The organism is Exiguobacterium sp. A1_3_1 (assembly GCF_048985645.1).
Taxonomy (GTDB): Bacteria; Bacillota; Bacilli; order Exiguobacteriales; family Exiguobacteriaceae; genus Exiguobacterium_A; species Exiguobacterium_A indicum.
In genome coordinates this window covers 1-8,286 of the sequence record NZ_WBYY01000149.1, presented here as the reverse complement: position 1 = coordinate 8,286, position 8,286 = coordinate 1, and the positions used below count along the sequence as shown (strand labels likewise).

Below are 8,286 nucleotides of genomic sequence, written 5' to 3'. Positions count from 1 at the left end.
CTCGGAGATGTGTATAAGAGACAGGGCGACTGACGGTCGAGACATCAAGCTGGAGTTCACGAGCAAGTGTTTTGACACCGACGTTGCCGGAATCCGCTAGTTGTCGCAGTAAAAGGTAGGAAGCACGATCCAAATTACGATTGTCTGCCGTCGCTGTCGTCAAGCGCCGGATCAGAATTGCTAACTCTAATTCAATGGTTTCGAGTGCTTGTTGAGACATCGGGTATCTCCCCTTTCAATAAGGTCTCTCTGTCCCTCATGATTACCCAATGTGGATAAGCTGTCAATGCGAAAAGCAGGAGGCTTGACAGAGTTGTAGTTGTATTATACAATCATTTTTGTTCTTTTAATTGTATCATACAACTTTTTCGTATGAGAAACGAACGACAAAGGAGAATTCAGATGAAAGCTTATGAGTCGATGAAACAAGAGGTCATCACAGTAAACGATACAGATCTGATTCGTACGGTCATCGAACGATTCATTCAATCTGGTATTAGCGGCGTACCTGTCATTAATGCTGAGCAAGAGGTCGTCGGGTATATCAGTGACGGAGATATCATGCGCGCGATTGGAAAACACAAGGACATCATCGTCGATACATTCTTATATGTAGATGTCATCAAAGGAGACGAAGAAGATTACGAAGATCGGATTCGTCATATCTTGAATCGACCTGTCATGGAACTGGCACGTCGGAAGGTCGTAACAGCGGACGCTGAAACAGAAATAGAAGAGATTGCGGCGACACTTGGCGCAAAACGGATCAAAAAGCTTCCGATCCTGAAAGCAGGACGGCTTGTTGGGATCATTAGTCGAGGCGACGTCATTCGCCATTCGTTTAAACAGTTCATGTAACACATTCAATAGAAAGAAGGGACACTATGGCACTTGCTGAAAAAACAATGACGCTTGAGCCGGAAACGGTATTAGCAGAAAGCAAACAGGGATTATTCCATCAACCGGTTGCTGTCTGGGCAGTCTTTTTCGCCAGTATTACAGCATTCATGGGAATGGGGCTCGTCAATCCCGTCTTACCGACGATTGCCGAGAATTTAGAAGCATCAAAAAGTGAAGTAACGCTCTTATTTACAAGTTATAACGCCGTCATGGCATTCGCGATGTTAATTACAGGCGCGATCTCATCACGGATTGGTCAAAAAGGAACATTGATGCTCGGGATCGCCGTCATCGCAACCGTTGCTGGTTTTGCTTCACAAGCAGATAGCATTTGGACGCTCGTCGCGTTGCGCGGTGGATGGGGACTTGGGAACGCTTTGTTCGTCGCAACCGCACTTGCTGCGATTGTTTCGCTGTCGTCAGGCGGAACAGCAAAAGCCATCATTTTGTATGAAGCAGCCGTTGGTCTTGGGATTTCGATTGGACCACTGTTAGGCGGAACGCTCGGTTCAATCACATGGCGCGCGCCATTCATGGGTGTTGCAACAATCATGGTCATCGCGTTCCTCGTCTTGCTCTTCTTGATGCCAAAACCAGCAGCATCTGCAGCACCGAAACAGAAGTTATCATTAAAAGCACCGTTCCAAGCGATGAAGCATCGTTCGCTCTTGACGCTCGGAATCGTAGCGGCACTTTATAACGTTGGGTTCTTTACGATCATGGCCTATGCACCATTCGTCATGAAACTACCAGCGCAAGGACTCGGATTCGTTTTCCTCGGCTGGGGAATGTTGCTTGCGATCACATCGGTCTTAACGGCTCCGAAACTGAAACAATGGTTCGGAACAATCAAAGCGATGGTCATGATGTTGATCATATTCGCAATCTTGCTTCTGTTAATGGGGATCTTTACGGAAACACCAGCCGTCGTCATCGTCTGTGTCATTTTGGCGGGAGCCGTGCTTGGGAATAACAACACGCTCATCACGACAGCTGTCATGGACGCAGCACCTGTTGAACGTTCGACAGCATCTGCGGCATACAGTTTCCTACGTTTTCTCGGGGCAGCCATTGCGCCATTCATGGCCGGTAAATTGGCTGAAATCTTCAACGCAAACTTACCGTTTTATGTCGGAAGTGGCTTTGTCCTCTTATCCGTCATCATCATCGGGGTCAATCTCAAACACATTCGCCATATCGATCGGACAGAAGGCGGACATTAATTTCAAAAAACAGCCGAAGCGAATCCGCTTCGGCTGTTTTTGATTGAAATCAAGACGGGTACATGTCTCTTAACGTGCGAATCGAGTGCTCAATCATTTCCCGAAGGACGTTTAAATCGATGTCAGTCAGTCGTTTTACGTAGAGGCAGGACTTACCACGTCGATACGTACCAAGAGTGGCAAGCAGTCGTTCCGATACATCGTCTTCACCAAGCGCGAGGTAAAGGACGAGGTTCGTCTTGCGTGGAGAAAAGCCAACATAAAAGCTGTCGCCCTCGTGACCGGAGGCATAGTGATAATGATAGGAACCAAAACCAATCAAGGAAGACCCCCAAATGACGGCTTCGTATCCCGTGACATCTTCGAAGAACTGACGTAACGTGATACCATCTGCTTGACGTAGTGGCGGTTCGACTTGTGCCAGAAAGGCATCAACGGACTGTTCAGTAGGACCTGTCTTTGGCGTATCAGACATAAGCAGACTCCTTTCGGATGAAGAAGATATCGGTTACTTTCGAAAAAAGAAAGCGAAAATCCTTGTACATAAAGGAGGAAATCGAATGAAGCATCGCATCGTGTTTCGAGGAGAAGAAAGCAGCGTATCGTGGGACATCTTACACGTATATCCAAAGCAAGAGGAACTAACGATTCAAATGACGGGAGAAGATAGTGAACACGAGTTTTCAGTTACATTTAATCAATATGATGCGTTCATCCGTAACTTTGCTCGCGTCCATGAGTCGTTATACGGTGAAGTCGTATTCGAGCAGGGCGTGATTCGTCTCCGTTTACGATATGACCGCCTTGGTCGTGTCTTCATCAGTTGGTCTGACGGACAAACGAGTCATCAGTTTCGCAGTGATCAAAGTTATTTAAGTGAGGCGTTGGCACAGCTTGGTGTGTACTAAACTAAACACAGTAAAAGTAGAAGGGACGACTCTGGGTATTGCACCCGAAAGTCGTCCCTTTTTTATTTAAAGTGATGGAAGCGATTGATGTAATGGTGTGTTGATCAAGTTAAAGCAAAACGCAATCGTTTGTTCATACTCGGATAACAGAATTGACTCATCGACTTGATGCGCAAGGCGGAAATCATGGAAAGAAGCGATTGCAATCGGAAATGACTTTTTCGCTTGGCTGAACATCGCACCATCCGTTCCACCTGGGATGGCGATTTTTCGTGGTGTCACGCCGCTGACCTGCTCCATCGTATCTGCGACCTGTTGCAAGAAAGGCGCTTGTTCATCGGTTTCACAAGAAGGAATATCCTTGATGACGGTCACGCTCATGTCAAAGTTAGGATCTTCTGCAACAAGTCGACGCTCAATATCCGTAAAGGCAGCAAGAACGTCCGCCCGACCGAATCCAGGAATCGTCCGGATGTCCATATAAAAAGAAGCCTGACTCGGAACGACATTCGGTCCTTCGCCTCCTTTTATGGATGTGATTGACGCGACGACCGGACCGAGTGCCGGGTGATGATTCGTTGTGATCGAGAAACGTTCTGACTTCACTTCTTGAATGATGCGATACACGTCATCAATCGCGTTACGACCGAGTTGCGGAGCAGAGCTGTGCGCACTTTTCCCGCGGCACGTCACTTCAATCCCAACGACTCCTTTTTGTGCATATCCAATCATCCCGCTCGTTGGTTCTGTGATCAGTAAAGCATCTAAATCATCCGCGTGTCCTTGTTCGGTCAAATGACGAGCACCCGTCATGCCATTCTCTTCATCGGATGTAATCAGAAGTTTGACGGTGTTCGGACGGTCTTGACGTTCCTTGTATTGAATGAGCGCTTGCACCATCGCCATGACACCTGATTTCATATCCGAAGCCCCACGACCATAAATGCGTCCGTCTTCGATTTCACCACCGTATGGATCTTTCGTCCAGCCGTCTCCTTGGACCGGAACCGTATCGAGATGACCAGATAGCCCGAGTACGGAAGGGCGTGAAACCTCTTCACTCGCAGGAACGGTCGCGACGAGACAAATCCGTTTCGGTGAGACTTCGATCCATTCTGTCGAGATGTGATGATCAATCAGTACATCGTACACATAACGTGCGACGTCTTCCTCTCCGTCCGTCGGATTAACGCTTGGAATTTGAAGACATCGTTGTAAGTAAGTAATTGCTGTTTGCATAAGTATTTCCTCCTTTACCTATCCTGTACCCTGATAAAAATACTTCAGGGAGGTAAACGAATTCGGAAAATAATTTACGGAGCTGAACGTCTTGAGATAAAAGAAAACGGTGCAACCAGAAGGTTACACCGTACCTTACTCATTCACTTTTTTCTGCTTCGTCTTTCCACTTCGAATCGATTAACATCTCTCCCGGCCATGTATAAGCCATGATGCCGCCGTCTGCTGTGATATCCTCACCTGTAACATATGAGCTGTCGTCAGAAGCGAGGAAGAGGGCGACTGTTGCCATCTCGCGTGGTTTACCGAGTCGTCCGAGTGGTGTAATCCAAGCGTTCGCATCGCGGAACTGTTTGCCTTGCTCTTTTTCTTTTTCACCGACGAGTGTATCGATGAGTGGTGTTTCGATTGTTCCTGGTGATAACGAATTGACACGAATGCCATGACGCGCATAATCGATTGCCATCGCGCGCGTGAAGTTCGCAATCCCACCTTTCGCTGCGTTATAACCGGATCGGTTCAAGTCAGCTGCGCGACCAGACATCGATGATGTATTGATGATTGAACCACCGTTATCAAGCATGAGTGGAATCAAGAATTTACTGACGAGGAATGTACCGCGCAAGTCGACCGCGATGATCCGGTCGAAGAGATCGATTGGATACTCGTGGACTTTCCCGCCTTGTTCATCGATTCCGGCATTGTTGAAGAGAACGTCGATCGTACCGTATGTCTCTTTGACGTGCTTCGCAAGTTGCTCGACACTCTCGACGTCTGAGACATCGACATGGACGGCTTCCGCTTTCCCACCTTGTTGTGTAATCTGTTCTACTGTTTGTTGTGCTTTTTCAAGTGAGACATCGGCACAGACGACCGTTGCTCCCTGTTCTGCGAAGACAAGTGCAGTCGCTTGTCCAATCCCTGTTGCCGAGCCGGTAATGACAGCTACTTTTTGATCGAGTCTACCCATTATTAAATCCCTCCTAAGTCGTATCGTTCACCTTATGAAACATTCCCGGAGAAATGGAGATTAAACCCATCGATGCGTCTAGTGTTAGAGGATAGGGGGTACATCTACAACAGCACAATCGCTGTATAGAGGGAGATGAGAACGCTGACATCCGATCAATGGCAACTTGCCAAAAAATTATTACACGAAGCCGTCCAGTACCAAATGACACTCGAGAAGAGTGCATTTGCAAGTGAATTGATCGACCAAACGACACCTGTCCTCTGGTTTGGTGATGCGACGCGTAGCAGTTGGGTGACGATCGCGACGAACCCATCCCGATCGCAGTTTTTAGACCGAACAGGTGCATTACGATTTGACGAGCACGGTCCACTTTTCATACGTCCACAATCCATGACGTGGAATGCGTATTTACAAGAAGAGACATTGACGGAATCGATCCGACGCTTCAATCGTTACTTCAAACAACCAAATGTGTACCGAACCTGGTTCGGTCGACCAGGTGGCGGTAAGCTCGAAGGATTCTTGAACGGACTCGGTGCGTCGTTTTACGAGACGACGTTTGATCCGGTCATTCATCTGGATTTTTTCCCGTTTCCGACACACCACTACATGGGAGCGATCAAAGAACGCAGCGTGTTGGAAGATAGTCCGTTCGGTCAGACATTTTTGTTACGCCTGCTTGAACTGTTCTCGATAAAAGGAATCATCCTGCTCGGTAAGGAACACACGGAACGATTTGCGAAGCTCGAACCAGACATCGCTTGGACGACCTATCGACCAACGGATTATCCGGACGCGATTTTTCAAATCGGCTTCTCGTCACGATTTCAGGTATCCGTCGTCGGACTCCACTTCAAACCGAGTGAGCAGTTCATCGGTCTCGGTAATCGAAAGGATGAAAACGGTGTCAGCCATGGCACCTATGGGTCAGCAGAACACTTACGTCAAATCGGAAAAATCGTCCGTGAAAAAGTCGTGACATACAGTGAAAAAGGTGATTGACAGATATTTCGAACTCCCTAATAATAGGAGATGAATTAGCACTCTGTATGATTGAGTGCTAAAAAAGGGAGGCAGAATGAGCATGGAAACGAAACAATTTAAGGCGGAATCAAAACGATTGCTGGAGATGATGATTCATTCCATCTATACGCATAAGGAGATTTTCCTGCGCGAATTGATCTCGAATGCAAGTGACGCCATGGATAAGATGTACTACAAAGCATTGACGGACGAGACGATTTCGTTCGAAAAGGAACACTACAAAATTACGATCGAACCAAATAAAGAAGCGCGTCAACTCATCATTCGTGATACGGGAATCGGAATGACGAAGGAAGAACTAGAAGAAAATCTCGGTACGATCGCGAAGAGTGGATCGCTTGCCTTCAAAGCAGAAAACGAAGCACAAGATGGTCATGATATCATCGGTCAATTCGGTGTCGGATTCTATTCTGCATTCATGGTCGCAGACGTCGTCACTGTTGTTACGAAACCATTCGGCGGTGCGGTCGCTTATAAATGGGAATCGCGTGGTGTCGAAGGTTATACGATCGAGGAAGTCGACAAGGAAACCGTCGGAACGGAGATTACACTCCACATCAAGGCGAACGAGGAAGAAGAATCGTATGATGAATACCTCGAGACATATCGTCTGCGTAGCATCATCAAAAAATACTCGGATTTCATCCGTTATCCGATCGAGATGAAGGAACTCGAACGTCAGCCGATCGAAGGCAGTGACGAGACGGAAGAGGTCGAAGTCGTCAAGACGATCAACAGCATGGTGCCGATCTGGCGGAAGAATAAACGGGAATTGACAGACGAAGACTATACGAACTTCTACCAAGAGAAGCGGTATGGTTTCGACACACCGGCGAAACATATTCATATCAGTGTCGACGGCGCTGTTCGTTATCAATCGATCTTATTCATTCCGGAGCAAGCACCGTACGATTATTATTCGAAGGAATTTGAAAAGGGTCTTGAACTCTATGCCAATGGTGTCTTGATCATGGAAAAATGCAGCGACTTGTTGCCGGATCACTTCAGTTTCGTCAAAGGGATGGTCGATTCGGAAGACTTATCGCTCAACATCTCGCGTGAGTTACTGCAGCACGATCGTCAATTGAAATTGATCGCGAAAAACATCCAAAGTAAGATCAAGACACAACTCGAAGCACTTCTGCGCGAGGATCGCACGAAGTACGAAACGTTCTATCAAGCGTTCGGACGTCAGCTGAAGTTCGGTATGTACAATGATTACGGCATGCATAAAGAACAGGTGCAGGACCTCATCCTCTTCTACTCAGCGAAGGAGAAGAAGTTGATCACGCTTGCGGAATACGTCGCAGCGATGCCGGAAGATCAAGCACATATTTACTACGCCGCTGGTGAGAGTACGAATCGTTTAGACAAGTTACCACAATCCGAACTTGTGCGTGATAAAGGGTACGACATCTTGTACTTCACCGAAGAGATCGATGAGTTCGCGATCCAGATGCTCGTGACATATAACGAGAAGACGTTCAAGTCAGTCACGAGTAGCGATCTAGGGATTGAAGCAGAAGCGGCAGAGACGACGGACGCACAAGCGGAGATGTTCCAAGCAATGCAGGAAGTGTTAAGTGGACAAGTCAAGGAAGTCAAAGCATCAACGCGTCTAAAATCGCATCCCGTCTGTTTTGCGACGGACGGCGCCGTCTCGATCGAGATGGAGAAAATCTTGAAGGCGATGCCGAATAACGAAGGGGTAGAAGCGGTCAAGATTCTTGAATTGAATCCGTCACACGCGGTGTTCCAATCTCTTGAAGCAGCGTATCAAAACGATCGTTCGAAATTCGAGCGCTATACCAAACTGATGTATCAACAAGCATTACTTGTCGAAGGGCTTCCACTCGAGGATCCGGTAGCGTTCGCGAATGATGTGTGTGAACTTATGGTATAAGACATGACATGAAGTCGAAAAAAGGGGCTGACTCAAAGTTGGTCTCTACAAAGATAAGGGTGGCAGAATGATGATCTGCCACCCTTATCTCGTAAC

8 protein-coding genes and 1 pseudogene are annotated in these 8,286 nt (G+C 47.3%); 5 read left to right on the top strand and 4 right to left on the bottom strand.

The window, feature by feature from the left end; genetic code table 11:
- Positions 1 to 220 (bottom strand): annotated as a pseudogene (locus F8N00_RS14100) (MarR family transcriptional regulator); the annotation flags it as partial.
- Positions 221 to 402: 182 nt separating this feature from the next.
- Here F8N00_RS14100 and F8N00_RS14095 point away from each other — a divergent pair.
- Together F8N00_RS14095 and F8N00_RS14090 are read left to right on the top strand one after the other, a co-directional pair.
- On the top strand, positions 403 to 858 hold the full coding sequence (locus F8N00_RS14095; RefSeq protein ID WP_055969726.1) for a CBS domain-containing protein: 456 nt from the start codon (positions 403 to 405) through the stop codon (positions 856 to 858).
- A 26-nt stretch (positions 859 to 884) separates the two neighbouring features.
- Entirely contained in the window at positions 885 to 2,123 is a 1,239-nt protein-coding gene (locus tag F8N00_RS14090; RefSeq protein WP_421018418.1) for an MFS transporter, read from the top strand.
- Between the two features lie 49 nt (positions 2,124 to 2,172).
- Here F8N00_RS14090 and F8N00_RS14085 read toward each other — a convergent pair whose 3' ends face one another.
- Positions 2,173 to 2,598, bottom strand: coding sequence for a DUF1801 domain-containing protein (locus tag F8N00_RS14085; protein WP_050678548.1), 426 nt, complete (start codon positions 2,596 to 2,598; stop codon positions 2,173 to 2,175).
- Positions 2,599 to 2,683: 85 nt separating this feature from the next.
- Between F8N00_RS14085 and F8N00_RS14080 the strand changes: the two genes are divergently transcribed.
- Positions 2,684 to 3,031 (top strand): hypothetical protein, encoded by a 348-nt coding sequence (locus tag F8N00_RS14080; protein ID WP_035395505.1) that lies wholly within the window; start codon positions 2,684 to 2,686, stop codon positions 3,029 to 3,031.
- 66 nt (positions 3,032 to 3,097) lie between these two features.
- On the opposite strand, the gene F8N00_RS14075 is transcribed toward F8N00_RS14080, so the two are convergent.
- Positions 3,098 to 4,270, bottom strand: coding sequence for a M20 family metallopeptidase (locus F8N00_RS14075; RefSeq protein WP_075642880.1), 1,173 nt, complete (start codon positions 4,268 to 4,270; stop codon positions 3,098 to 3,100).
- Between the two features lie 139 nt (positions 4,271 to 4,409).
- The gene (locus F8N00_RS14070) at positions 4,410 to 5,240 is read right to left on the bottom strand and encodes an SDR family oxidoreductase (RefSeq protein WP_023469801.1); all 831 of its coding nucleotides are present in this window, start codon (positions 5,238 to 5,240) and stop codon (positions 4,410 to 4,412) included.
- Between the two features lie 135 nt (positions 5,241 to 5,375).
- Between F8N00_RS14070 and F8N00_RS14065 the strand changes: the two genes are divergently transcribed.
- The gene (locus F8N00_RS14065; protein ID WP_055969714.1) at positions 5,376 to 6,245 is read left to right on the top strand and encodes a hypothetical protein; all 870 of its coding nucleotides are present in this window, start codon (positions 5,376 to 5,378) and stop codon (positions 6,243 to 6,245) included.
- 82 nt (positions 6,246 to 6,327) lie between these two features.
- Entirely contained in the window at positions 6,328 to 8,190 is a 1,863-nt protein-coding gene (gene htpG / locus F8N00_RS14060; RefSeq protein ID WP_075642882.1) for a molecular chaperone HtpG, read from the top strand.
- Positions 8,191 to 8,286 lie beyond the last annotated feature (96 nt).